General features: G+C 63.3%; 22 protein-coding genes and 1 pseudogene. 20 read left to right on the forward strand and 3 right to left on the reverse strand.

From position 1 onward, the window contains the following. Window positions 1-15: 15 nt before the first annotated feature. Together H578_RS0106145 and H578_RS0106150 are read right to left on the reverse strand one after the other, a co-directional pair. Window positions 16-465: a DUF4870 domain-containing protein gene (locus H578_RS0106145; RefSeq protein ID WP_084710006.1), complete on the reverse strand. Its 450-nt coding sequence runs from the start codon at window positions 463-465 to the stop codon at window positions 16-18. Between the two features lie 163 nt (window positions 466-628). Then, window positions 629-1,507 (reverse strand): DUF3097 domain-containing protein, encoded by an 879-nt coding sequence (locus H578_RS0106150; RefSeq protein ID WP_022872816.1) that lies wholly within the window; start codon window positions 1,505-1,507, stop codon window positions 629-631. A 131-nt stretch (window positions 1,508-1,638) separates the two neighbouring features. Between H578_RS0106150 and hrcA the strand changes: the two genes are divergently transcribed. From hrcA to H578_RS0106200, 10 genes and pseudogenes are all read left to right on the forward strand, one after another. Then, window positions 1,639-2,655, forward strand: a complete 1,017-nt coding sequence (gene hrcA / locus H578_RS0106155) for a heat-inducible transcriptional repressor HrcA (protein ID WP_022872817.1) — start codon at window positions 1,639-1,641, stop codon at window positions 2,653-2,655. Window positions 2,656-2,665: 10 nt separating this feature from the next. Then, a complete protein-coding gene (gene dnaJ / locus H578_RS0106160) occupies window positions 2,666-3,784 on the forward strand; it encodes a molecular chaperone DnaJ (RefSeq protein WP_022872818.1) in 1,119 nt (372 codons plus the stop codon). Further along, window positions 3,781-4,743, forward strand: a complete 963-nt coding sequence (locus H578_RS0106165) for a 16S rRNA (uracil(1498)-N(3))-methyltransferase (protein WP_022872819.1) — start codon at window positions 3,781-3,783, stop codon at window positions 4,741-4,743. Before dnaJ ends, H578_RS0106165 begins: the two co-directional genes overlap by 4 nt. A gap of 202 nt (window positions 4,744-4,945) precedes the next feature. Further along, window positions 4,946-6,097, forward strand: coding sequence for a PhoH family protein (locus H578_RS13730; RefSeq protein ID WP_245554934.1), 1,152 nt, complete (start codon window positions 4,946-4,948; stop codon window positions 6,095-6,097). Window positions 6,098-6,156: 59 nt separating this feature from the next. Further along, a pseudogene (gene ybeY / locus H578_RS13735) lies at window positions 6,157-6,579 on the forward strand (rRNA maturation RNase YbeY); the annotation flags it as partial. Between the two features lie 124 nt (window positions 6,580-6,703). Beyond that, on the forward strand, window positions 6,704-8,104 hold the full coding sequence (locus tag H578_RS13740) for a hemolysin family protein (RefSeq protein ID WP_022872822.1): 1,401 nt from the start codon (window positions 6,704-6,706) through the stop codon (window positions 8,102-8,104). 35 nt (window positions 8,105-8,139) lie between these two features. Beyond that, window positions 8,140-9,126: a GTPase Era gene (gene era, locus H578_RS0106185; protein ID WP_028464004.1), complete on the forward strand. Its 987-nt coding sequence runs from the start codon at window positions 8,140-8,142 to the stop codon at window positions 9,124-9,126. A gap of 268 nt (window positions 9,127-9,394) precedes the next feature. After that, window positions 9,395-11,131 carry a 2-isopropylmalate synthase gene (gene leuA, locus H578_RS0106190; protein WP_022872824.1) on the forward strand — a complete coding sequence of 579 codons (1,737 nt, stop codon included), beginning with the start codon at window positions 9,395-9,397 and terminating at the stop codon, window positions 11,129-11,131. A 30-nt stretch (window positions 11,132-11,161) separates the two neighbouring features. Then, window positions 11,162-11,905 (forward strand): DNA repair protein RecO, encoded by a 744-nt coding sequence (gene recO, locus H578_RS0106195; RefSeq protein WP_022872825.1) that lies wholly within the window; start codon window positions 11,162-11,164, stop codon window positions 11,903-11,905. 27 nt (window positions 11,906-11,932) lie between these two features. Then, entirely contained in the window at window positions 11,933-12,727 is a 795-nt protein-coding gene (locus H578_RS0106200; protein WP_022872826.1) for an isoprenyl transferase, read from the forward strand. On the opposite strand, the gene H578_RS0106205 is transcribed toward H578_RS0106200, so the two are convergent. Beyond that, window positions 12,715-13,839 (reverse strand): alpha/beta hydrolase, encoded by a 1,125-nt coding sequence (locus H578_RS0106205; RefSeq protein ID WP_084710012.1) that lies wholly within the window; start codon window positions 13,837-13,839, stop codon window positions 12,715-12,717. The genes H578_RS0106200 and H578_RS0106205 overlap by 13 nt on opposite strands. A 79-nt stretch (window positions 13,840-13,918) precedes the next feature. Between H578_RS0106205 and H578_RS13745 the strand changes: the two genes are divergently transcribed. From H578_RS13745 to qcrC, 10 genes are all read left to right on the forward strand, one after another. Further along, window positions 13,919-15,067 carry a quinone-dependent dihydroorotate dehydrogenase gene (locus H578_RS13745; RefSeq protein ID WP_425411258.1) on the forward strand — a complete coding sequence of 383 codons (1,149 nt, stop codon included), beginning with the start codon at window positions 13,919-13,921 and terminating at the stop codon, window positions 15,065-15,067. Continuing rightward, window positions 15,003-15,620: a DUF3043 domain-containing protein gene (locus H578_RS0106215; RefSeq protein WP_169558504.1), complete on the forward strand. Its 618-nt coding sequence runs from the start codon at window positions 15,003-15,005 to the stop codon at window positions 15,618-15,620. Before H578_RS13745 ends, H578_RS0106215 begins: the two co-directional genes overlap by 65 nt. 113 nt (window positions 15,621-15,733) lie before the next feature. Continuing rightward, entirely contained in the window at window positions 15,734-16,123 is a 390-nt protein-coding gene (locus tag H578_RS0106220; protein WP_022872830.1) for a HesB/IscA family protein, read from the forward strand. Window positions 16,124-16,542: 419 nt separating this feature from the next. Next, a complete protein-coding gene (gene ctaC / locus H578_RS0106225) occupies window positions 16,543-17,418 on the forward strand; it encodes an aa3-type cytochrome oxidase subunit II (RefSeq protein WP_022872831.1) in 876 nt (291 codons plus the stop codon). A 2-nt stretch (window positions 17,419-17,420) separates the two neighbouring features. Continuing rightward, entirely contained in the window at window positions 17,421-19,145 is a 1,725-nt protein-coding gene (gene ctaD, locus H578_RS0106230; RefSeq protein WP_022872832.1) for an aa3-type cytochrome oxidase subunit I, read from the forward strand. A 3-nt stretch (window positions 19,146-19,148) separates the two neighbouring features. After that, window positions 19,149-19,583, forward strand: coding sequence for a cytochrome c oxidase subunit 4 (locus H578_RS0106235; protein ID WP_022872833.1), 435 nt, complete (start codon window positions 19,149-19,151; stop codon window positions 19,581-19,583). Beyond that, window positions 19,583-20,209 (forward strand): peptide deformylase, encoded by a 627-nt coding sequence (gene def, locus H578_RS0106240; protein ID WP_022872834.1) that lies wholly within the window; start codon window positions 19,583-19,585, stop codon window positions 20,207-20,209. The genes H578_RS0106235 and def overlap by 1 nt, the downstream gene beginning before the upstream one ends. A gap of 105 nt (window positions 20,210-20,314) precedes the next feature. Beyond that, window positions 20,315-21,352 carry an anthranilate phosphoribosyltransferase gene (gene trpD, locus H578_RS0106245; RefSeq protein ID WP_022872835.1) on the forward strand — a complete coding sequence of 346 codons (1,038 nt, stop codon included), beginning with the start codon at window positions 20,315-20,317 and terminating at the stop codon, window positions 21,350-21,352. Between the two features lie 172 nt (window positions 21,353-21,524). Then, window positions 21,525-22,178 carry an aa3-type cytochrome oxidase subunit III gene (gene ctaE, locus H578_RS0106250; protein WP_022872836.1) on the forward strand — a complete coding sequence of 218 codons (654 nt, stop codon included), beginning with the start codon at window positions 21,525-21,527 and terminating at the stop codon, window positions 22,176-22,178. Between the two features lie 58 nt (window positions 22,179-22,236). Next, window positions 22,237-23,037: a cytochrome bc1 complex diheme cytochrome c subunit gene (gene qcrC / locus H578_RS0106255; protein WP_022872837.1), complete on the forward strand. Its 801-nt coding sequence runs from the start codon at window positions 22,237-22,239 to the stop codon at window positions 23,035-23,037. The last annotated feature ends 12 nt before the right edge of the window (window positions 23,038-23,049 follow it).

The raw sequence follows: 23,049 nt of genomic DNA on the forward strand, positions 1-23,049 counted from the left end.
TTGCTTGACAGATTGCTACTGAATCAGGCGGAGGTTGAGTCGATAACGGTAGGGGCGGCCCTTATTACATTCGGCACCGCCGAGCAGACCGCAAATCGTCATAAACGCCCAGAAGAACACCGCCACCAGGCCCAGGATCCAACCGATCTCGGGCAGGAAGGCGAGTCCGTAGAGCACCACCAGCAACACCGTCAGAGGCAGAGTGAAGTTCAGCGCCTCTTTGGCCTCCTGGGCGGTGAACGGCCCGCGGTCACGGAACACCAAATAGATGACCAGGCTCGGTAAGCAGCCGGCCACACCCCCAAAATGCGCCAAGGTCGCCCATCGCCGGTCTTCCTCCGGCGTCAGCGGGGGAGCGGCGGCATCCGAGCCCTTCAACTGCTGTGAAGAGGTCGGGCGAGGACCGCGCGGTGCGCCGAGCCTCGTGCTGCCTTGCTGTGGGGTCACTTCTGCCTGCACTTTCATCGGATTGTGGAATGACAACGGGGTCAGAAACGCCGGATGAGCGTTGGGCATATTCTACGACCGCAGGCTGAATGTCAGCCGTGCACCGATGGGTGTGTTGACCCTGGTCAGCCGTGGATCCGCTGGTGTGTCTGGGGTGTCGGGTGTGCTGACTGACTCGCTTTCATTCTTCGGCGGCAGAGACGAAGTCGATGATCTCCTCGACTCGGCCCAGTAGCGCCGGCTCCAGGTCTGTATAGCTGCGCACCTGAGAGAGGATCCGCTTCCATGCAGCGGCCACGTCGGACCGGTTCTCCGCCGGCCAACCCAGCGCCCGGCATGTGCCGACCTTGATGTCTGTACCACGGGGGATCTGCGGCCAGGCATCTAACCCCAGTCGCTGGGGCTTGACCGCCTGCCAAACATCCACATAGGGGTGTCCAAGGATGAGGAGGTTGTCAGCAGCACCAGGTACAGCGGAAGCCTCGGCCGCGAGGCGAGACTCCTTGGAACCGGGCACCAGGTGATCCAACAACACTGCCAGCCGACGGTGCGGCGCCGGGCCGAATTCCCGCACGGCAGCGGCCAGGTCATCTGCCCCATGGAGGGGTTCGACGACGATTCCTTCGATCCGGAGATCATCGCCCCAGACTTTCTCCACCAGTTCGGCGTCGTGCAGGCCTTCGACCCAGATCCGGGAGGCGCGGGCGGTCCGGGCGGACACATTCTCCACCGCCAGGGAGCCGGACGCCGTGCGACGTCGGGCAGCAGCGACCGGTTTCTGCCGTGGGGGAGGTACTAACTCCACGGACCGTCCATCCACGAGGAAACCGAACCCCAGGGGGAAGTCGCGGGTGCGTCCGGACCGATCCTCTAGGGTGACCAGGTTCATGCCAGCGGCTGGGCTCACACCGAGGACGGCGCCCACCCAACCAGTTTCCCGTTCTTCGACGACCAACCCGTGATCTGCAGGAACCTGGGGGAGCTGTCGCTGCTGGGCCGCACGGGTCTGCCCGAGATCGGCTGGGCCCCAGGAAGACCACGGATCGAAGCTAGAGTTCACGCCGGCTGACGTTAGCACTGGCTGAGGGTGGCCCGCGGTATTGCGCGCCAAGGCCCGCTAGAATTAGCAGTCGTAGATTAAGAGTGCTAAAACACGCTCATCAGGCCCGTCTGCGTGAAGGAGGTGTGAACATGTCGGATACCCGGCGTCTGCACGTATTGCGGGCCATCGTCGAAGACTATGTCCATACCCGGGAACCAGTGGGTTCCAAAGCTCTGGTGGAACGGCACAACCTCGAGGTCTCCCCGGCGACCATCCGCAATGACATGGCCCACCTCGAGGAGGAGGGGCTCATTACCGCCCCGCACACCTCTGCCGGGCGGATTCCCACAGACTCCGGTTACCGGCTCTTCGTGGACAAGATCACCGAGGTCCGGCCGTTGTCTCAGGCTGAGCGTCGGGCCATGGACATTCTGGCCGAGACCGCCGATGACTACGAGGCCATGCTGGAACAGACGGTGCGGCTACTGGCCATGCTGACCAACCAGGTTGCGGTCATCCAGCATCCTCAGCACAGCACCGCGAAGATCCGCCACGTTGATGTGGTGCAGATGAGTGAACGTCGGGCCCTGGTCATCTTGATCCTCTCCACCGGCAAAGTGGAGCAGCGCATGGTCACCTTGCCCGAACCGACCGATGAACAGACCCTGCACCGCATTGGTCAGCGGCTCAACGAGCACCTCTTCGGTCGTACCGCCTCGGCACTGCCCCTACCCTCGGAGCGGCTGCTGGGCAGTGTGGAGCCGGCGTTGCAACCGGTGATGGCCGTCATTGCTAACGGGGTCGAATCCGTGCTGGAATCCTCCCGCGTGGATCGCATCATCATGGCCGGGACTGCTAACCTCGCCAAGTCGGGCGGCGACCTGGGGCCCTCGATCGCACCGATCCTCGAAGCGCTTGAGGAACAAGTCGTGCTGCTGCGCCTGTTGCATGAGATGGAGCAGGACCGCCGCGGCCTCTCCGTACGCATCGGTCAGGAGACTGACCACGAGTCGCTGTCCGAAACGGCCGTGGTCGCTGCGGAGTACGGCACCGACGATGGCGCCAAGCTCGGCGTGGTCGGCCCCACCAGGATGGACTACAGCTCGACGATGTCGGCGGTCCGCGCCATGGCCCGCTACCTGTCCCGCATACTCTCCGAAGGGTGAATCAGCTTCCGTGACCGACTACTACGCCGCACTTGGCGTCAGCCGTGACGCGTCGACCGAGGAGATCAAGAAGGCTTACCGGAAAAAAGCCCGGCGTCTGCACCCCGACGTCAACGATGCTCCCGACGCCGAAGAGCAGTTCAAACTGCTTGGCACCGCCTATGAGGTGCTCTCCGATCCGCAGAAGCGTCAGAACTACGACGCCACCGGAGACCCCGACGGGCGCCCCGCGGGCTTCGGTGGTGCAGGTGGCGGCGGGTTTGGCGGGTTCGGGGACATCTTCGAGACCTTCTTCGGCGGCGGGTCTGGCGGTCCGGCTTCCCGTACTCGCCGTGGTCAGGACTCGTTGATCCGAGTCCGCATTGATCTGCGCGACGCCGTCTTCGGCACCACCAAAGAAGTTGAGGTCGAAACAGCGGTCACCTGTTCAGAGTGTGACGGCAGCTGTATGCGCCCGGGCACCACACCCACCACCTGCCCGGATTGCCACGGCCAGGGCCAGATCCAACGGCCCATGCGCTCCATCCTGGGCACCGTTATTCAGACCCAGACCTGCCCCCGGTGTTCCGGCTTCGGCAATATCATCGAGGACCCCTGCCAAGAGTGTGACGGCCAAGGACGAGTCCGGGAACGTAAGACACTGAAGGTCAAAATCCCCGCAGGAGTGGACCGGGGCAACCGTATCCACTTAGCAGGTCAGGGTGAAGCCGGCTTGGCCGGTGGCCCGCCCGGCGACCTGTTCATCGAGGTCGACATCCGACCTCACGATGTCTTTACCCGCCGCGGTCACGACCTGCACGCCACGATCACCGTGCCGATGACCGCCGCAGCCCTGGGCACCACCACCACGCTGGAGTCCTTCGACGGGACCGAGGAGATCGAGATCCGTCCGGGCACTCAGTCCGGGGAAGTCATTACCCTGCGGGGGAAGGGCGTGACCCATCTGCGAGGCCAGGGGCGCGGTGACCTCAAGGTCCACCTCAAGGTCGAAACCCCGACGAAGCTCACCGAGAAACAACAGGAACTACTGCGGATGTTCGCTGAAGAACGCGGGGAGAAAGCCTCCACCCCCGCGGCCGAGCACAAGGGGATGTTCCGCAAGCTGCGTGAGGTCTGGGAGAGCATGTGACCGCACCGCTGTTCCACTTAGAGCCGGGAGCGCTCGACGACGCCGCACCTGGCTCAGTCATCACCCTCACCGGAGCGGAGGCTCACCACGCCCATACGGTCATGCGGCTTGGTCCGGGGGAGTCGATCCAGCTCTCCGACACCCGCATCCGGCGGATCAGCGGGGTGATTCGCTCTGCCGAAGCAGGGGTGGTCACCGTGGAGGTTAGTCATCTCAGCATTGAACCCGCCGAGCAACCACAGCTGGTGCTGGTTCAGGCGCTGGCCAAGGACAAGCGCGACCTGCAGGGCATCGAATCCGCCACCGAGCTCGGGGTCGACCGGATCATCCCCTGGGAAGCGGAGCGTTCAGTGGCCCAGTGGAAGCCCGGGCGGGAGGCGAAGAAGCACGCCGAGTGGGTTAACACGGTCACCGCGGCGGCCAAACAGACCCGACGGACCTCCATCCCGCAGGTGGAGCCGTTGCACCGTACCGGTGAATACGTGCAGCGAGTTGAAGAGACCGGAGCCGGCGTCGTCGTCCTTCATGAGAGGGAAAACCGGCCCCTGCGCCAGGTCCTGGAAGACTTGGGACTGATCGACCGTCAACCACCGTTGGCCCACGCTCAGGTTGCACAGAGTCAGGTTATACGGAGTCAGGTGGGGCAGAACGTGCCGGGGCAGAACCGGATTGGACAGAACCAGGCCGCACAGAATCAGGCGGGGCAAAGTCAGGCAGGGCAGAATCACGCTGGACGGCCGCAGAGTGCAGACCATGGCCTTGCTCGGCCGCTGCATCAGCTGCACGTGGTGGTCGGGCCCGAAGGTGGTATCACCGACCGGGAGATCGAGCGCTTCCGTGCCGTCGGTGCCCACACCGCTCGACTGGGCCCTACCGTTCTGCGATCCTCCACCGCCGGCCCAGCAGCCGTGGCTGCTGTCCAGGTGCTGCTCGGCCGCTGGGACCGCCCCACCCGGTGAGACCCCACCCGGTAACCCCCTCATCCTTCCCACCCAAAATGCTGTTTCCCACCGGAATTCCTGTGGGAACGAGTATTTTGCGTGGGAAACACGCAGTATCCTTAAAGTTGAGAGACGTCCCGACCAAGTGAGGCACCTGATTACCGAGACTCCCACCACCGTGCTGACCGAACGGCAGGTCCACTTCGCCGACGCGGAGACCATGTTCCGCACTCTCGGCGTGCAGGATCTTGCACTGCGCATCCTCGCTGGACTCTATCCCGATGCCAGCATCGGGCTGCGGGAGAAGCAGATCACTGTGGCTGGTCCAGCAGCCGACGTCGCCCAGATCGTCGAAATTCTCACCCAGCTGAAAACCTTGGCTGCCTCAGGGACCACCGCCACTGAGGAGATCACCGAGCAAATCACCACTATGGTGCGGGCTCAGGATGCCCCGACCAGCGCCCGGATGATCGCAACAAACATCCTGTCCCACCGTGGCCGGACCATTCGTCCAAAGACGGCGAATCAGCAGGCCTACGTGGAGACCATTGACGAGGCCACCGTGGTCTTCGGGATCGGCCCGGCGGGCACCGGTAAGACCTATTTGGCCATGGCCAAGGCGGTGCAGGCGCTGCAGGCTAAGGAGATCAACCGGATCATTCTGACCCGTCCGGCGGTGGAAGCCGGTGAGAAGCTCGGTTTTCTACCCGGTGGACTGAGCGAAAAGATCGACCCCTACCTGCGGCCGCTTTACGATGCGCTCTACGACATGCTCGAACCCGAATCCATTCCGCGGCTGATGGAAGCCGGGACGATCGAAGTAGCACCACTGGCTTATATGCGCGGGCGGACGCTCAACGACAGCTTCATCATCTTGGATGAGGCGCAGAACACCACCGCCGAGCAGATGAAGATGTTCCTCACGCGTCTAGGGTTCAACTCCAAGATCGTGGTGACGGGGGACATCACCCAGGTGGACTTGCCTCGCGGTACCGATTCTGGCCTGGCCACAGTGCTGCAAATCCTCGAAGGTGTTGAAGACATCGCGATCTCCCGGTTTGGCTCCGAGGATGTGGTCCGTCATGAACTCGTCGGCCGAATCGTTGACGCCTATGAGCGCCACCAGCAGGCTCAGCCGCAGGGCCGACGGCGGCGACCCCGGTCGAATTCAACCGGTCGAGAGCAAGGGGACCAGGGGCGAGGTGCTCGGGGACACAGTTCTCAGGGGCGAAGTTCCCAGAGCCGAGGAACCCAGAGCCGAGGAACCCAGAGCCGAGGGATCCAGAATCCAGGGACCCAGAGCAGCCAGAGCGGGGACGATAGCGCGGGGGGCCAGCGAGGGGACGCCTCAGATAGGCAGGAGGAGCGGTGAAGCTGAGCCTGCAGGACACTAGCGGTCACGATGGTCTCACCGGCGAGACACTCTGCGACCTGACCGACGTGGTCGCCTTCCTCTACACCCGGCTGCACTTAGGCCCCGATGTGGAACTGGCTGTCACCTGCGTAGATGTCGACCATATGGAGCAGCTTCACCTGCAGTGGATGGGGCTGCCTGGTCCCACCGATGTGCTGAGCTTCCCCATGGATGAATTGCGTCCCGGCACGGTGCAGGCACCCGTAGAGAGCGGCACCCTGGGGGACATTGTGCTGTGCCCTACGGTGGCACAGACCCAAGCACACCAGGGCGGACACAGTCTGACCGACGAACTCTGCTTGCTGACCACTCATGGGGTACTCCACCTTCTCGGCTACGATCACCACCAGGCGGATCAGCGGCGCGAGATGTTCGGTCTGCAGGCAGCACTTCTGGAAGAGTTCCTCGGCCGCCCGGCACCGACCCCCACGGTCAGTGACACCCCGCAGACGCAGAGTCCTCTGCCGCACACCCAGACCCCGGGTTCTGGCATTCCTGCTTCTGAGGCTGCCGTGCCTGAGAGCACAGGGACAACCCACCACCGACGATGATCCGCCCGATGCGATGACTACTGTCTCCCTCATCCTCGCCGCCGTGACCGCGGCGGTGCTCGCCTTTTTGCTGAGCACCGCGGAGGCCGCTTTCATCCGACTCACGCGCAAAGAAGCCGAAGAGATCGCCGTCAAACACGGATCAGCTGCCGTCGAGCGTATCCTCGCCGACCCGGTGCCCCACACTTTGGCCCTGCAGATGTGGCGGTGGGTACTGACCACCGTGGCGGTGGTCCTCATCACCGTGACCGCTGTCATCACCCTGGATGATTTGCTCTTGGGTGGACTGGCCGCCGGATTGGCGTTGGCACTGACCGGCATTATCAGTGCCGTGGTCTCCCCGCGGAAAATTGGCCGGGCCCAGCACACCCCGCTCGCCTCGGCCACCGCGAAGCTCGTCAGAGCCTTGCGGATTAGCTTAGGTCCCATCCCGCAGTGGCTCTCCGGTGTGGGGGCGCGGCTGTTCCCGGGGACCGCTGGTGGCGATCAGGGTTTCTTCGACGACGACGAATTGCTCGATTACATTGCGCGGGCGAATGAATCCGATGTCATCGAAGATACTGAGGCCGAGCTCATCCAGTCGGTCTTCGATCTCTCCACCACTCGGGTACGTTCGGTGATGGTGCCGCGTACCGATATGGTCACCGTCGAAGCCGAGGCCACCCTGGACGAGGCGATGACCTTGTTCCTACGCTCGGGCTACTCTCGCGTTCCGGTGACCCGCGGCTCCGCTGACGACATCACCGGTATGGCCTATCTGAAAGATGTCGCCTACCTTGAGCACATGCTACGCATCGGCCGGGCCCCTGCTGAATTCGCCGGACGAACATCGGCGAGTATCACCGTGGAAGAGATCCAACGCGATGTGCGCTACGTGCCCGAATCGAAGTCGGTGGGGGAGTTTCTTTCCGAATTGCAGCGGGAATCGACCCACGTCGCCGTCGTCGTCGACGAATATGGCGGCACCGCGGGTCTGGTCACGCTCGAAGACCTCATTGAGGAACTGGTCGGTGAGATCGTCGATGAATACGACGCCGAACCTCATGAGATGGAACACCTCGAGGACGGTCGGTTGCGGCTCTCGGCCCGTATGAGTATTGATGATTTCGCTGAAACCTTCGCTCTTGATCTCGAAGACATCGAAGACGTCGACACCGTGGGGGGATTGCTGGCCAAGGAACTGGGGCGGGTGCCGATCGCCGGTTCGGAGGTCCAGATCGACGGTGTGGTGCTGCGTGCCGATCGGCTCACTGGCCGCAGGAACCGAGTGTCCCATGTGTTGGCCTGGGAGGCTGAAGACCGGCGCGGGGCTCGCGGAGGAGTGGGCACTGAAGACGAAGACGACGCCACTCGGGAGGACCATGAACACCATCAGCACAGCACACCAGCCAGCACCTCAGGAGCCCCACGGTGACCCCATCCGGCAGTGAACATCCGGTGACCGCGCAGATTCCCCAGCTGCCGCAGTACCCCGAGTACGACGACGCCTTCCGCGCCGGTTTCGCCAGTTTCGTTGGGCGTCCCAACGCCGGAAAATCCACCCTGACGAATGCGCTGGTGGGGGAGAAAGTCGCGATCACCAGCTCCAAGCCACAGACGACTCGACACACGATCCGCGGCGTGGTGAACCGGCCGGCTCAGCAGGATCGCCCCGGGGCTCAACTGGTTCTCATCGATACCCCCGGGCTGCACCGGCCCCGTACTCTGTTGGGGTCGCGGCTGAATGATCTGGTCATCGATACGCTCAGCGAAGTCGACGTCGTCGGTTTCTGCTTGCCCGCTAATGAGAAGATCGGTCCGGGAGATCGGTTCATCGCCGGCCAGCTGACGAAAGTGCCGCATAAACCGGTGGTGGCGCTGGTGACCAAAGTTGACACGGTGGAGAAGAACCGCCTCCCTGAGCAGCTCATCGCCGTAGATCAGCTCGGCCGTGAGCACCTCGCTGGTGAGGGTCGACAGGCCGATGGGTTCGCAGCGATCATCCCGGTCTCGGCGGTCTCCGGTATCCAAGTGGATACTGTGGCCGATGAGCTCATCGCTCGGCTGCCGCTCTCCCCGCCGCTATACCCCGAAGGCGAGCTCACCGACGAGCCGGAAGCGGTGATGATCGCCGAACTCATCCGGGAAGCCGCACTGGAGGACGTCCGGGACGAACTGCCCCACTCCATTGCGGTGACCGTTGAAGAGATGCTGCCCCGCCCGGACCGGCCCCAGGACCGTCCCCTGCTCGATATCCACGCCACCATCCATGTGGAACGGGACTCGCAGAAGGCCATCATCATCGGTAAACGGGCCTCCCGGCTGAAGGCCATCGGCCAGCAGGCCCGCGAAGGAATCGTGAAGCTGCTCGGCACTCCGGTTTACCTGGATCTGCACGTGAAGGTCACGAAGGAGTGGCAGCGGGATGCGAAAAAGCTCAATCGTCTCGGGTTCTAAAACCACGACGACGCCGTCACGGGCTGCCGCAATTGACCGGATGCTCGTCTCGGCGTGCTAGCGTTTGAGGTGTGCAGACCGTGACCTACCGTGCGCTACGACTAGAGCTTCTCCGCCGCAGCGGGGAAGAGCCTGTGCGCCTGTAGAGATCCGGTCACAGCGCAGGCACTTCCGGAGCCGAGTCCCCGCTGCGGAGTCTGATATTCGTTCTTCGGCTCCGCACCCGTGACCGGGCTTGAGCACCACGTCGTGACGTAAAGGAAGTTCCATGCGCAAACTGCAGCAGCCCTCCCCGATGCCGTACCACCGGTACACGCCCTTCCAGGATCAGATCACCGTCTCCCTGCCGGACCGTACCTGGCCGGATCAGACTATTACCCAGGCACCCCGGTGGTGTGCTGTCGACCTGCGTGACGGGAATCAGGCGCTGATCGACCCGATGAGCCCCGAACGCAAGCACCGGATGTTCGACCTGCTGGTCGCCATGGGGTACAAGGAGATCGAAGTCGGCTTCCCTGCGGCCTCCCAGACCGACTACGACTTTGTCCGCCAGCTCATCGAACAGGACAAGATCCCCGACGACGTCTACATCCAGGTCCTCACTCAGGCCCGTGAGCACCTCATCGAGCGGACCTTTGAAGCGATCGACGGTGCGCCGCGGGCCATTGTGCACCTGTATAACTCGACCTCAGTGCTGCAGCGTGAGGTGGTGTTTAAAAAGGACAAAGACGGCATCGTCGACATCGCGACCACCGGTGCCCGGTTGTGCAAAAAGTTCGAAGAGAACCTCCGCCACGACACCGAGGTTATCTACCAGTACTCCCCGGAGTCTTTCACCGGCACGGAGCTGGATTTCGCTGCCCACATCTCCAATGCAGTGATCGAGGTCTTCGGTGCCACAGCTCAGCGGCCGGTCATCATTAACCTGCCGGCGACCGTGGAGATGGCCACCCCGAACGTTTACGCCGATTCCATCGAGTGGATGGACCGGAACTTGAGCCCCCGGGAGGCGATCATCCTCTCCTTGCACCCGCATAACGACCGTGGCACTGGGGTGGCGGCTGCCGAACTGGGGTATATGGCCGGGGCCGATCGGATCGAAGGGTGCCTGTTCGGCAACGGGGAGCGCACCGGCAACGTAGACCTCATCACCCTCGGGATGAATCTCTTCAGTCAGGGCATCGACCCAGAGATCGATTTCCGGGATATGGACCACATCCGCCGAACTGTCGAATACTGCAACCAGATGCCGGTTCCGGAACGCTCGCCCTACGCAGGAGATCTGGTGTTCACCGCCTTCTCCGGGTCTCACCAGGACGCCATTAAGAAGGGTTTCGAACACATGGATTCCCGAGCGGTGCGTGAGGGCACACCGCGCGACGAACTCACCTGGGCCGTACCGTACCTGCCGATCGATCCTAAGGACATCGGCCGGACCTACGAGGCCGTCATCCGGGTCAACTCCCAGTCCGGCAAGGGCGGGGTCGCCTACGTGCTTAAGACGGAGCACGGTATCGATCTACCCCGCCGCGCGCAAGTGGAATTCTCCGGTGTGGTGCAGCGCCGGGCTGACACCTCCGGTGGGGAAGTTAGCGCTGAGGAGATCTGGAAGATGTTCCAGGATGAGTATCTCCCTGTTGAGGACAGTGAACGGCAGTGGGGCCACTACCGTCTCGGCACGGTGACCACTTCATCCACCGCCGAAGGTGAATTTTCGATGGAGGTGGAACTGTTCACCGACGGCACCGTACGGACCAAGCACGCCGAAGGCAACGGCCCCATTTCCGCACTGCTTCACGTACTGCGGGAAGACGGCGTCGATGTCCGTCTGCTCGATTACAGCGAACATGCCATGAGCGCCTCTGGTGATGCCCAGGCCGCCAGCTTTGTCGAGCTGGCCATTGGTGAACGCGTGCTCTGGGGGGTGGGCCTGGACCACAACACCACGCTGGCCTCGCTGCAGGCGGTCATTTCGGCGGTCAACCGCGCGTTGCGACAGGGCTAATCCCACCCGGATACGAGTAACCTGGGGCCCATGGCAGGGTCGACGTTTGCCTCACGCAGCTACCGCGATATCGCGGTGATCTTGCGCACCCAGAAACTCGGGGAAGCTGACCGGATCATCACGTGCCTGACGGCTTTTCATGGACTCGTGCGGGCTGTGGCCAAAGGGGTGCGCCGAACCTCTTCGAAGTTCGGCGCCACCCTGGAGCCTTTCATGGTGGCCGATGTGCAGTTCGTCCATGGCCGCAGCCTCGACATCGTTACCCAGGCCACTGGGCGGTCAGCCTATGGTCCGATGATCGTCTCCGATTACGAGAAGTACACGGCTGCCTCGGCGATGGCTGAGGCTGCTGAACGACTCACTGAGGGGGCTAGCATCGACCGGGCTCAGTTCGACCTCATTCACGGCGGGTACTCTGCTCTGGCCCACGGTCGGTACGGCACAGATCTCATTCTGGCTTCTTATCTGCTGCGGGCCATGGCCACTGCAGGGTGGCAAGTGACGTGGACTCGGTGCGTGGGGTGCGCCGAGCCCGGGGCGCACAGTAGCTTCCATCCGGCCGCTGGGGGGCCGGTATGCCCGGCCTGCCGACCACCGGGAAGCCGCACGCTCTCAGCGGGAGCGGTTCCGCTGCTGCACGCCTTGCAACACGGTCAATGGCACCAGACCACCGAGTGCACCGCTGATCTGCGGCATGAGGCGGTGGAGGTGGTCACCGGATTCGCTCAGCATCACCTGGAACGCCCCTTTAAAGCCCTGGCTGCCGCGCACTGAGGCTTTGGCACTGACACAATGGGCAGGATGAACACTCCCCGCTACGAGGACCCCTGGCCGCACCCTGAGGGTGCGACGCCGCCTCGGCTGCCCCGGTCTTTGGTTCCCCAGCACGTGGCCGTAGTCATGGATGGCAACGGCCGGTGGGCCAATCAGCGTGGCCTTCCCCGCACTGAGGGGCACCGCGCCGGCGAGCACGCCCTGATGGATGTGGTCGCCGGGGCGATCGAAGCCGGCGTCGGCTACATCAGCGTCTACGGGTTCTCCACCGAGAACTGGAAACGTTCCCCGGAGGAAGTTCGGTTCATTATGAGCTACTCCCGTGAGGTGCTGCGTCGCCAGCGTGACATTCTGCACTCCTGGGGGGTGCGGATCCGGTGGAACGGGCGTCGACCCAAACTCTGGCGTTCAGTCATCCGGGAACTGGAAGCCGCCGAGGAACTCACTCGGGAGAACACCCGATGCACCCTGACCATGTGCGTCAACTACGGTGGACGCGCTGAAATCACCGATGCGGTGCGTCGTATTGCGCAGAAAGCCGCCGAGGGCAGCCTGAACCCCGACCGCATTCGGGAGAAAACTGTCGCCGCCCATCTGGATGAACCCGACCTCCCCGACGTCGACCTCTTCCTCCGTTCATCCGGGGAGCAGCGGATCTCTAACTTCCTGCTCTGGCAGTCGGCCTACGCGGAAATGGTCTTCCTCGACACGCTGTGGCCCGACGTCGACAGAACGACTTTGTGGAAAGCCATCGATATCTATGCCCGCAGAGATCGGCGCTACGGTGGCGCCGTGGATGCTGTAGCCGATCACTCCCCGTAGGCCCGCATCCAGCGAGCCACCTCAGCGAAGGCCTCACTGCGCACCGGCTCGCGAGTGGCGAAGACATCGTGCATCGCACCCGGTACCCGCACCACGGTGACACGGTGGCCTAAGCGCACGGCCCGGCGAGCGAGTAGGTCGACGTCGAGCACCCCGTCGTTCTCCTGGTACTCAGGAGTCCACTGGGGGCGGTACACCGTGCCGGTGGAGAGCAGCACTAACACCGGCAGATCGAGTCCCAGGCCTCCGTGGACCCGCCGGTGCCCTGCGAAGACCGCTCGCAGCCAGCCCAGGGTCATCGGGAACATCTTGCGCGGGCGCCACTGAGGATGCAGCTGCCACTCGCCGTGGGCCTCATCAGAGAGTGACTCCCAGTAGTTCTCCAAACGGGGGACTTTGACCGTGGCCAGCGGGTTGATCCGGCTGAGTGGAGAAATCAGGCCCTCGGCTGCAGCTCGAGCCGGGACGTCTCCGGGCAGCTCCAGCCACGGGGAGTTCAGCACCAGGGCGGTCACCGCCTGTTGATGATCGGCCGCCCAGAGGGCGGCCACCAGCCCGCCGGTGGAGTGGCCGCACAGTATCGGTGGTGGCGCATCCGGATGCTGGGTGGCGATGACGTCCAACGCCGCTGAGATTTCGGCGTCGTAGTCGGCGAGGTTCTCAATGTGGCCGGGGGTGTGGTGTGCGCGCAGACTGCGGCCATATTTGCGCAGGTCGAGTGCGTAGAACGGGTGCCCTGCCGCTGCCCACCGTCGCGCAGTGGGCAGGTTGTAGAAATAGTCTGTCCAGCCGTGGATCTGCAGAACCGGGGCCGCCTCGGACCGTGCCTGTTCGGTGCTGTGTGGCTGCCCGGTGCTGTGTGGCCGGTCAGTGGCAGGCGGCTGCTGGCGAAGGCGTACCAGGGTGGCGCAGAACGGTCCTTCCTCATCTGTGCCCAGGGGCAGAGTCATCCGCTCGCACCCTGGCAGATAGTCCGGAACCCAGGTTCCAGGCGGGGAGTCGCTCAGCAGATCCTCAGTGAGGACCACGCCCGCTGAGCGACTCTGCTCGCTGACGGTGCCAGTGTCCTCGGTGGGGGAGTTGGCTGCGGCTGAGGAGGAAGGTTCAGGCATGGCCATAGCTGTTCAGCGTAGACCCCGGCGCTGAAAAGGTCCTGAACTCAGTTCACCCCGTAGGCTTATTGCCATGTCGCTGCCGGTCTACCGTTTCATCTTCCGCACTGTTCTGCGCCGCCTGGACCCGGAGAAAGCCCACCGCCTCGCGGTGCGAGGGCTGCAGGCAGCCCAGCTACCACCAGCGGGTCGAATGATCGAGCGGTGGACCCGCCCCGATCCGCGGCTGCGCCGAGATGTGATGGGAATCGAATGGCCCTCACCTTTCGGTCTGGCCGCCGGTTTCGACAAAGGTGCTGAAGCGGTGCTTCCCTTGAGTGCCCTGGGATTCGGGCATATCGAAGTAGGCACTGTCACCGCCAAAGCTCAGCCGGGAAACCCCCGCCCGCGGTTATTCCGGCTGACTGAGGACGAAGCGCTCATCAACCGTATGGGGTTCAATAACGGGGGAGCCCAGGCGGTCCGGCAGCGTCTGGCCGCTGTCCGGGACATGATGGAACAGCGCCGGCGAAAGGGTCGGCACGTCCCGGTCCTCGGAGTCAATATCGGAAAGACGAAGATCGTTCCCGTGGAAGGAGCCCTGGAGGACTACCTCGCCTCCGCTCAAACCCTGGCGCCGGTGGCGGATTACCTGGTCGTCAACGTGTCCTCGCCCAACACGCCCGGGCTGCGGCAGCTGCAACAGATCGAGTCACTGCGGCCACTGCTGATGGCGGTACAGGAGGCTGCCGGCAGTGCCGCTGAACGCCATGTGCCCCTGTTGGTGAAGATCGCTCCTGATCTCAGCGATGACGACGTCGACGCCGTGGCTGATCTGGTCATCGAACTTGGTCTCGATGGAGTCATCGCGGTCAACACCACGATCTCTCGGACCGGTTTGCGTACGCCGCAGGCCGAGCTGGAACGTATCGGTGCTGGGGGACTCAGCGGTCCAGTGCTGGCCGAACGCTCAACGGAGGTGCTCCGGCGCCTCAGGGCGCGGTTGCCTGCCCAGACGGCGATCATCTCAGTGGGCGGCGTGCGGACCGCCGAGGACGTCATCGAGCGACTAGATCTCGGTGCCGACCTGGTGCAGGGCTACACCGGGTTCGTTTACCAGGGTCCGTTCTGGGTACGGCGGATCAACCGCGGCCTGGCCCGCTCACTGCCAGTACACTGGTCCGGTGCTCCGACGAAAGAAAAAGACCCAGGACGAGGTGCTCGCCGAACAGGCTCAGGCCGAAGCTGAACGCCAGGCCGAGAAAGAGCGCCAGCGCAAACTGCCCGAGAAGAAGGGTGTGCCCACCCCGAAGCGCAAAGAGCAGGAGCGTGCCCGACGTCGTCCCCTCGTGGCCGGAGACCGTAAGGCGGCTAAGAAACTCCAGCGCCAGCAGATTGCTGACCAGCGGGCCAAGATGCGCCAAGCGATGGAGACCGGAGACGAGCGCTACCTACCGTTGCGTGACCGCGGGCGGCAGAAGCGCTTCATCCGGGACTACATCGACGCCCGCACCGGTATCGGCGAGTGGCTGCTGGTCATTGTGCTGATCTTCCTCTTCGCCTCCTTCATCATGACCGAAGAGGCCCGGGCCACCAGCGCCTTCACCCTGTGGTTCCTCATGCTGGCCGTGATCGTCGAATGCTGGTGGGTCGCCCGACAGGCGCGCCGAAAGATCGATGCGAAGTTCGGTGCGGAGAACCGGGAGAAGGGGATTCGTTTCTACGCCCTGATGCGAGCATTGCAGATGCGACCGCTGCGTCTGCCCAAGCCGCTGGTCAGACGCGGAGAGTTTCCCAGCTGACCGGCAGACGAGGCCGTCGCCGCAGCCGGGGAATGCTGGGTGTATTCCCCGCGTTGTTACCCTCAACGAGGATGCCGTACATCGCCGCACGCGAAAGGTAAAAGGTAGAAGATATGAGCACTCCCACTCAGGAGACCACCACCGAGATCCGCGGATCCGAGGTCGAAGGGTTCCCCACGCACCGGGTTGAGCTCTCCGAAGCGGCTAGCCAGAAAGTCGCCTCCCTGCTGGCCCAGGAAGGGCGTGAGGATCTGCGCCTGCGCGTGGCAGTCCAGCCCGGCGGATGCAGCGGGTTGATCTACCAGCTCTACTTCGACGAGCGGGTGCTCGACGGGGATGCGCTGCGTGAATTCGACGGCGTAGAAGTTGTCGTCGACAAGATGAGCGTCCCCTACCTCGACGGCGCCAGCATCGACTTCGAAGACTCCATCTCCAAGCAGGGCTTCACCATCGACAACCCCAACGCAGGGGGCTCGTGCGCTTGCGGAGATTCTTTCCACTGACGAGCCCCCGTATAAGAGAGGCCGCAGGGTCCCTCCGGCAGCGCGTAGGCGCTGTTGGAGGAGGCGGCCGAACGGGCTCGTGGGCTTGCGGAGATTCTTTCCACTGAGGCGCTCGGCGTCATAAAACTGACATGAAACGGCGTCGTCGTTCTGATGACAGCCCTACTGCGGACCCCGCTCTCTCAGGTGTTCTACGGCCTGTAGAAGCGGGGTTCGTGCGTGTCAGGGGGCTTTGACATCGCGTGGAGAACCCGATGACGCCCTGACTTCGGCGTGGTGAGGTCGCCCGCTCCTCTACGACTCGTAGTAGTCTGGATCCCAGCGTCAAACGTCGCAGGCGGCTGTTCAGGACAGCGGCCGTGCAACCCAAGTGATGTGAGCGGGAGACCGCGCACAAATGAAGACGAAAGGGCCGTTGAGTGAGTTCGCATCAACGAACCGGCCGCCAAGGCCGTACGGTCAAGGGGCTGGCTCTCGCCGGTGTGGCACTTCTGGTGCTCACCGCCTGCGCTGAGGATCACCCGGCTCGCCGGGGCTGGCTGCCTGGTGAGCGGGATACCACGTCCAACACTCCGGTGCTGACCGACCTGTGGGTCGGCTCCTGGATCGCCGCACTGGCAGTTGGACTGGTCACCTGGGGGCTGATGCTGTGGTGCATGGTCGCCTACCGGCGCCGCCGTGGCGAGACCGGCTACCCTCGCCAGCTGGCCTACAACGTGCCGCTGGAGATCATGTACACCGTACTGCCGTTGGTGATGGTCTCAGTGTTCTTCTACTACACCGACCAAGCCCAGCGGGAAGTCGATGAGCCCTATGCTGACCCGGACCTCACCGTGGAGGTCTACGGCAAGCAGTGGGCCTGGGACTTCAACTACACCTATGGGGATGAAGAGCGCCACTACTACGGAGTGCAGGCGCACCTCACCGGGGAGGAGGGCGTCCGGGACACCCTGCCGACCCTCTACCTTCCGGTGGACAACGCCGTGGAGTTCGAGCTGAAGTCCCGCGACGTGATCCACTCCTTCTGGGTTCCGGCCTTCCTGCAGAAGCGAGACATGATCCCCGGCCGTACCACCTACATGTACCTGACTCCTCAAGAGGAGGGCAGCTTCGACGGCAAGTGCGCAGAGCTCTGCGGTGAATACCACTCGGAGATGCTCTTCAACGTGGAAGTTGTTCCCGAGGACGAATTCGTCGAGTACCTGCAGACCCTTGATGAGGGGCACCTGGGCGATGAGTACAACCGCAACCCCAATCTTCATGACCAGGAAGAACTGACCGGAGGGGATGACTGAGCATGACGACAATGGAGTACTCCTCCGATGAGGCCCGGGGTGCAGTGCGCAGTGCGCCCACATCCAAGGGTCAGGTGGTCGTCAACTGGCTGACCACCACTGACCACAAGGTGATCGGGTACATGTACCTGATCTCCTCGTTCATTTTCTTCTGCGTCGGCGGTGTGATGGCGCTCATCATCCGCGCCGAGCTGTTCGAGCCGGGGATGCAGTTCCTACAGACCAAGGAACAGTACAACCAGCTGTTCACCATGCACGGCACGATCATGCTGCTGATGTTCGCTACCCCGCTTTTCGCCGGGTTCGCCAACGTCATGATGCCGTTGCAGATCGGTGCTCCCGATGTGGCCTTCCCGCGGCTGAACGCTCTAGCCTTCTGGCTGTTCCTCTTCGGTTCCTTGGTCGCCATGGCCGGGTTCCTCACCCCCCAGGGTGCGGCCAGCTTCGGTTGGTTCGCCTACGCCCCGCTGTCTGACACCACTTATTCACCCGGCGTCGGGGGAGACCTGTGGGTGCTGGGCCTGGGGCTAACCGGTTTCGGAACGATCGCAGGTGCCGTCAACTTCATCACCACGATCATCTGCATGCGCGCCCCGGGTATGACGATGTGGCGGATGCCCATCTTCACCTGGAACGTGCTCATCACCTCGATCCTGGTGCTGATGGCCTTCCCGCCGCTGGCCGCGGCATTATTCGGTCTGGCCATGGATCGCCGCCTCGGCGGGCACATTTTCGATCCGGAGTCCGGTGGTGCGATTCTGTGGCAGCACCTGTTCTGGTTCTTCGGCCACCCCGAGGTCTACATCATTGCGCTGCCATTCTTCGGCATCGTCTCGGAGATCATCCCGGTCTTTAGCCGCAAACCGATCTTCGGGTACAAGGGGCTGGTCTACGCGACGATCGCGATCGCTGCGCTCTCGGTGACGGTGTGGGCGCACCACATGTACGTCACCGGTGCGGTCATGCTGCCGTTCTTCGCGCTGATGACGATGCTCATCGCCGTGCCGACCGGTGTGAAATTCTTCAACTGGATCGGCACCATGTGGAGAGGGTCCATTACCTTCGAGACACCTATGTTGTGGACCCTCGGCTTCCTGGTGACGTTCCTCTTCGGTGGTCTGACCGGTGTCATCCTGGCCTCCCCGCCGCTGGACTTCCACCTCTCCGACACGTATTTCGTCGTCGGACACTTCCACTACGTCATTTTCGGCACCGTGGTGTTCGCCATGTTCGCGGGCTTCCACTTCTGGTGGCCCAAGTGGACCGGGAAGATGCTCAACGAGCGGCTGGGCAAGATCAGCTTCTGGATGCTGTTCATCGGCTTCCACGGCACCTTCATGATTCAGCACTGGCTGGGTGTGATGGGCATGCCGCGGCGGTACGCCGACTACATGGTGGAAGACGGGTTCACCGCAATGAACCAGTTCTCCACGGTGTTCTCCATGCTGCTGGGTGCCTCCCTCATTCCGTTCTTCTGGAACGTGTGGATCACCCACCGCAAGGGCCGCCGTGTCTTGGTCGACGACCCCTGGGGCTTCGGTGGCTCCCTCGAGTGGGCCACCAGCTGCCCGCCCCCGCGGCACAACTTCTACGCGCTGCCGCGGATTCGTTCCGAGCGCCCTGCCCTGGACCTGCACCACCCGGAACTCTCCGAGCGGCACAGCCTCCACACTCCCGCAGGAAAAGTGTTCGGCCCCGCCGACCAGAAGGACAAGGCAGGTATCTGAGTCATGAAGACCAATATCGTCATCTTCGGTGGCCTCGGCGTCTTCCTCGTCATCGTCACCGCCGTCTACGCCTTCCTCACCTACAACTGGGAGTCAGCCGGCTCCGGTGGTCTACAGGGTGTCGAATGGGTCGGTGTCATCTGCATGCTGCTGGCCGCAGGTCTCGGCTTCATGCTCTGGTGGTACCTTCGCTCCACTGACAAGCACGCCGGCCCCATGGACGGCGACAACCCCGAAGGGGAAATCTCGGACATGGCCGGTAACTACGGGGAGTTCGCCCCGTGGAGCTGGTGGCCTCTGGGTCTGGGTGCCACGTTCGCAGTGCTGGTGTTCGGGGTCGCCGTGGACTGGTGGATCGTCCTGCTGGGTCTCATTCCCGCGCTGTTCTTCATCACCGGTTGGGTGATGGAGTTCAATCGGGGTCGCTACCGGCACTGATGGCCGTACGCCCTATCGTCATCCACGGCGAACCGGTGTTGCATACCCGGGCCGCTGAAGTGGAGACCATCGACGACGACATCCACGCCCTGATCCAGGACATGGATGACACTCTGGACGCCTCTAGAGGGGTGGGTCTGGCGGCCCCGCAGATCGGTGTGGGCTTGCGGATCTTCAACTGGAAGTACCACGGAGACACCGGAGACGTTCCCCAGCGGGGTGTCATCATCAACCCGACTGTTCGACTTATCGGGAAAGTCTCCCAAGAGGCACCTGACCCCGAGACAGAAGTCGAAGGATGCCTCTCCGCCCCGGGATACAGCTTTCCTCTCAAGCGCAGCGACCACGTGGAGGTCCACGGCCTTAATCCCCAGGGACAGCCGGTGCACTTCGAAGCCACTGGGTGGTTTGCCCGCATTATGCAGCACGAATACGACCACCTGGACGGCTACCTTTACGTCAATCGGCTTGCTCCGCGATGGGCTAAGCGCTGGAAGAAGGCGGTACGCAAAGAGGGGTGGACCGGGCCCGGCCACAGCTGGCTACCCGGCCAGGATCCAGATCCCTTCGCTACGGATGAGGACACCGCTTCACACGACGACGCCGAAGAACAGTCCGCAGCGTAAGGAAACCTCCGCGGTTCAGTCCAGTTCCGTCATGGGCCCTGCGATGGGGGGTTCTGTGACAGGACGTATCGGCACCCGGTGAAGCTGCGCGGCTAATCTGGTGGCATGTCTGAGAACACCACCACGTGGCCCCACCTGCTTGACACCCTCCTGGCCGGGCGAGACCTGTCCGCCTCCGATGCCGCCTGGGCCATGGAGCAGATGTTCGCCGGAGAACTCACCGATGCCCAGATCGCTGGTTTCCTCGTGGCCCTGCGCGCCAAAGGGGTGACCGGAGGGGAACTGCTCGGTCTGGCAGATGCCATGCTCAGCCACGCCATCAGTGTGGAGATTCCCGGACCCACTCTGGACATCGTCGGTACAGGTGGGGACAAGCTGGGCACCGTCAACCTCTCCACCATGAGTTCGCTGGTGGCGGTCGGCGCCGGAGCCAGGGTCGTCAAACACGGCAACCGCGGTGCCTCATCCACCGCCGGAGCCGCTGATGTCATCGAAACGCTCGGGGTCAGTCTCGACCAACCGGTTAAACAGGTGGCTGCCGCAGCCGAAGAAGTCGGCATCACCTTCCTCTTCGCCCAGGTCTTCCACCCCGCGATGCGCCACGTCATGCCGGCGAGGAAAGCTCTTGGGATCCGGACCGTCTTCAACTTCCTTGGACCACTCTCCAACCCCGCCCGAGTCACGGCCCAAGCCATTGGATGTGCCTCGGCAGAGCTGGCGCCTCAGATGGCCCAGGTACTGGCAGGGCGGGGAACGCGCGGCCTGGTCTTCCGTGGACGGGATGGGCGGGACAAGATGACCACCTCCGCGGAAACCGATGTCTGGGAGGTGCGTGACGGCGTCGTCGAACACCACGTCATCACCCCTGAGCAGCTGGGACTGCAGCGCTGCGCGGTAGAGGACCTCCGTGGGGGTAGCAGTCAGGACAACGCTCGCACCGTCCGGCAGATTCTGACCGGCCAGAGCGGACCGATTCGAGACGCCGTGTTACTCAATACCGCTGCCGGACTCGTCGCACTCGAAGAGAACGGATCTGGTCCGTTGCACCAGCGGCTCAGTGCCCAGATGCAGCGTGCCGCGGAGTCCATCGATAGCGGGACCGCAGCCGATGTGTTGGCCCGTTGGACGGCATTCCACCGCTGAGCAGGCTGCGTTTTCGACGACGTGTAGAAATATTCCTGCAACTTTCAGTTCCGTAGAGCACGCGTACTTCCGCGTCATGACGCGGAAGTTGGGCTGAGACCCCGTTCTGGCCAGCGCGCCACGCCGCCGGCTGCGATGGCATGGCTGGGAATTTTCAGGACATAATGTCTCTGTGACATCCGCAACCGAAGCCCCAGCTGCCGCCGGCGCACCGCGCACGCTGCCGAACCGCCCCAACATGGTCTCTGTGGGGACCATGGTGTGGCTGACCAGCGAGCTGATGTTCTTCGCCGGCCTCTTCGCCATGTTCTTCACGCTGCGCTCGACTCAGCCGGAGATGTGGGCTGAGTACAGCGCACGCCTCGACGTCGTGCTGGCCACCATCATTACGGTGATCCTGGTCTCGTCCTCGGTGACCGCACAGTTCGGCGTCTTTGCCGCCGAGCGTCACCAGCCGCGCCGGACCGGCGGACTCTTCCAGTTCACCAAATGGGGCATGGTCGAGTGGTACATCGCCTCCTTCATCCTGGGGTCGATCTTCATCGCCGGTCAGAGTTTCGAGTTCGCTGAGTTGGTCTCCCACGGGGTGGCCATTCAGACCAACTCCTTCGGTTCGGCCTTCTACATCACCACAGGCTTCCACGGGATTCACGTGCTGGGCGGACTGTTCGCCTTCCTCTACGTGATTGCCCGTGCCTACTTCTCCGTGAAGTTCACCCATAAGGAAGAGTCGGCAGCCATCGTCGTCTCCTACTACTGGCACTTCGTGGACGTCATCTGGATCGCCCTCTGGGCAGCGGTCTACATCCTGCCGCTGTTCGTCTAGCACCTGGCGAAGCACCCACCTCGCACACCGCACCGACAAGCAAAGGAACCGGCTCAACGTGAAGGCACTCTCGCAGAAGCGCCGCCACCCGTTCGCGTTCGTGGCGCTGCTCCTTTTGGGGCTGCTGCTGACCGGCGGACTCTACGCCGCGGCGACCACGGTCAACCAGGCTCAGGCCACCGGCGATGTCCCGGACGGGTACTCCGCCGACCAGGTCGAAGAAGGTGAGCGGCTCTTCGTGGCCAACTGCGCCACCTGCCACGGCATCAATGCCGAGGGCAGCGACGCCGGACCTTCCCTCGTCGGCGTGGGTGCGGCTTCCGTCGAATTCCAGGTGGGTACCGGTCGGATGCCCATGCAGATGCAGGGTCCCCAGGCCCAGCAGAAGCCACCGCAGTTCAATGACGAACAGACCACTCAGCTGGCTGCCTATGTCGCCTCCCTGGGAGCCGGACCGGCAGTGCCCGATGAGCAGTACCTTGATGTGGACCAGGGCGATCCTGCCCGTGGTGGCGAGCTGTTCCGCATCAACTGCGCTATGTGCCACAACGCAGCCGGTGCAGGTGGCGCTCTGACTGAAGGTAAATTCGCTCCGTCGCTGCACGGTGTGGATGAGGTTCATATCTACACCGCTATGACCACCGGTCCGCAGAACATGCCGGTGTTCAGCGACTCCAACATTCCGCCGGAGGACAAGCGGGACATCATCGCCTTCCTGAAGACCTATGAGGCACAGGGGAGTCCGGGAGGGTTCTCCCTTGGCTTCCTTGGACCGGTTTCCGAGGGGCTTCTCATCTGGACACTCGGACTGGCGCTGCTCATCGGTTCGATGGTCTGGCTGACGTCCCGATCGAGCTGACCGGCAGAACGA

This window comes from Nesterenkonia alba DSM 19423 (assembly GCF_000421745.1).
In the GTDB taxonomy this organism is placed as follows: domain Bacteria; phylum Actinomycetota; class Actinomycetes; order Actinomycetales; family Micrococcaceae; genus Nesterenkonia; species Nesterenkonia alba.

Bases quoted from the DNA above. Each gene is read 5' to 3' on its own strand.
- H578_RS0106145 (WP_084710006.1), bottom strand. From the start codon at position 465: ATGAAAGTGCAGGCAGAAGTGACCCCACAGCAAGGCAGCACGAGGCTC.
- hrcA (WP_022872817.1), top strand. From the start codon at position 1,639: ATGTCGGATACCCGGCGTCTGCACGTATTGCGGGCCATCGTCGAAGAC.
- H578_RS13730 (WP_245554934.1), top strand. From the start codon at position 4,946: ATGTTCCGCACTCTCGGCGTGCAGGATCTTGCACTGCGCATCCTCGCT.
- H578_RS13740 (WP_022872822.1), top strand. From the start codon at position 6,704: ATGACTACTGTCTCCCTCATCCTCGCCGCCGTGACCGCGGCGGTGCTC.
- leuA (WP_022872824.1), top strand. From the start codon at position 9,395: ATGCGCAAACTGCAGCAGCCCTCCCCGATGCCGTACCACCGGTACACG.
- recO (WP_022872825.1), top strand. From the start codon at position 11,162: ATGGCAGGGTCGACGTTTGCCTCACGCAGCTACCGCGATATCGCGGTG.
- H578_RS0106200 (WP_022872826.1), top strand. From the start codon at position 11,933: ATGAACACTCCCCGCTACGAGGACCCCTGGCCGCACCCTGAGGGTGCG.
- H578_RS0106205 (WP_084710012.1), bottom strand. From the start codon at position 13,839: ATGCCTGAACCTTCCTCCTCAGCCGCAGCCAACTCCCCCACCGAGGAC.
- H578_RS0106220 (WP_022872830.1), top strand. From the start codon at position 15,734: ATGAGCACTCCCACTCAGGAGACCACCACCGAGATCCGCGGATCCGAG.
- ctaD (WP_022872832.1), top strand. From the start codon at position 17,421: ATGACGACAATGGAGTACTCCTCCGATGAGGCCCGGGGTGCAGTGCGC.
- H578_RS0106235 (WP_022872833.1), top strand. From the start codon at position 19,149: ATGAAGACCAATATCGTCATCTTCGGTGGCCTCGGCGTCTTCCTCGTC.
- def (WP_022872834.1), top strand. From the start codon at position 19,583: ATGGCCGTACGCCCTATCGTCATCCACGGCGAACCGGTGTTGCATACC.
- trpD (WP_022872835.1), top strand. From the start codon at position 20,315: ATGTCTGAGAACACCACCACGTGGCCCCACCTGCTTGACACCCTCCTG.